Source organism: Candidatus Accumulibacter aalborgensis, from assembly GCF_900089955.1.
Classification (GTDB): domain Bacteria; phylum Pseudomonadota; class Gammaproteobacteria; order Burkholderiales; family Rhodocyclaceae; genus Accumulibacter; species Accumulibacter aalborgensis.
The window spans coordinates 1-1,810 of record NZ_FLQX01000052.1; the positions used below are offsets into that span (position 1 = coordinate 1).

The following is a 1,810-nucleotide window of genomic DNA, read 5'->3' on the forward strand; positions in this document are numbered from 1 at the left end:
CCGCTACCGGCTGCCGCCTGATTGAGGGGCGGTGCCGGCGAGCGGGGGGCTAAACGATTACATGCTAGTGGGCAGGTCGTAGGCTACGCCGATAACACGAGCGGCAATGCCAACCACGCCTTCTTGGATACGCGTGGTATTATGTATGACCTGAACAGCCTGCTGCCGTCTGAGTTTACGACCACGCTGGTTCAGGCTACCGCCATCAACGACAGCGGCCAGATTGTAGCAAATGGAAATAATGGCCATTCCTACCTTCTGAGCCCCGTACCTGTTGGCCCGAATACTGGCCCGAATTTTCTATTTCCACTATCTACGTTGGGTACAGGCACGAGCGTTGAATTGACAACAGCAGCCGGAGGCAGCTCCGTTTCATGCGGTGCTATCGTAAGTGACTCGCATGGACATTGCACTGATTATGAAAATCCAACACTTAGCCAACTAGAAATCTCAGCCTTAAAAACGCTTAATGTCACCCAAGACTACTACAAACAAAAGCTTGCCTTAACGCACGGTTACTACGACGTCTATCATGACGTTGCACACTTTGCTATGGACTTTGCGCTAGATAGTGGCACGGCAATGGTAATAGCGAATAAAGCAGGCACTGTTGTCGCGGTAACGGGGCAAAGCGGCAGCAAATGCGCTGGAACCATGAATTGCATTGTGATAGATAACGGGAATGGTTATTTTACGGAGTATCGCGAATTTTCCGCCCCGGCGTTAAATGCTAAGACTGGTGAGCCATTCAAGGCAACAGACCCGATTGACGAAAAACAGCAATTGGGAACCCTCGTTGCCGGTCCCGGTAACCATCTGCATCTTCAGATTATGACGGGACACATTAACGATTACAATAGTAGTGCGAGCAACCCTGCTCTTGCAGGCGTAACAGTTGGTGGGCGACTTTTTAAGGACTACAAGCTCAACGGTACGATAACTCACCCCCTCAAGGCCCAGATCTACGGCCAGACCATACCGCAACTCCCAACGCAGGACAAGAATAGTGATGCTTACAAATTTAACATCGTCGTCGGTGAACTTGGTGTCGGGAAGAGCCTACCGATCTATGTAGACCCTGTGTTTGCTGTTGGGTACGACTTTCAGATCGCATCCGGACCAAATTTCGCGTCCGTAATCCTCCCTAACGTCGGTGACGGAGAATTTGCGCTCTGGCTTTGGGACAGCATACTTGGCAATTGGGTGTTCGACGAAACGCTCACTCACGACATTCAGTTCTTCTTTGGTGGTGGCGGCGTAGATCGCTTTCGTATCCTTGGCATCGAGACAGGCGCAGGCCTTGATCCTAATGACCCGCAAGCTTTTGTCACTGGCCTGACATTCGTAGAAAATGGTACGGTCGATATGACAATGACCGCAATCACAACGAATGCTCCAGAACCTCCTGCTCTCTCGTTACTTGCTCTCGGCCTAGTCGCGCTTGGATTCAGCAGGCGGACCATTGGGGTCGGCAGCCTGTAGGATCTACTTAGCCACGAAGCGCATCAATTGCGACCGATGCGCTTCCCTTCAGTCAGCAAGGGAGGAGAATCGGGGACAGACCACGCTTCTCTGGCCTGGCTTTTGATCTGATCGGGTCTAGCGTGATAAAAGCGAACCAGCGAACAAGCCGGGAATAGACGACGTTTTTCTCCGCTGAGCCTGAACCTTGGGCGTAAAGCACATAGGGAGTCAATGTGCCGACAATTTCAATGTTTTACGGCATCCTGATCTTGATGTACTTCTATGAGGCCTTGATCATCATTCCGGCCACCCCCGCTACGCCGCCATCGGCATCAGATAGGGCTGC

The 1,810-nt window shown here is 51.8% G+C and carries 1 protein-coding gene; it reads left to right on the top strand.

Annotation, left to right across the window (positions count from 1 at the left end):
* Nucleotides 1-21 precede the first annotated feature (21 nt).
* Nucleotides 22-1,482, top strand: a complete 1,461-nt coding sequence (locus ACCAA_RS04420) for a peptidoglycan DD-metalloendopeptidase family protein (protein ID WP_186406037.1) — start codon at nt 22-24, stop codon at nt 1,480-1,482.
* The last annotated feature ends 328 nt before the right edge of the window (nt 1,483-1,810 follow it).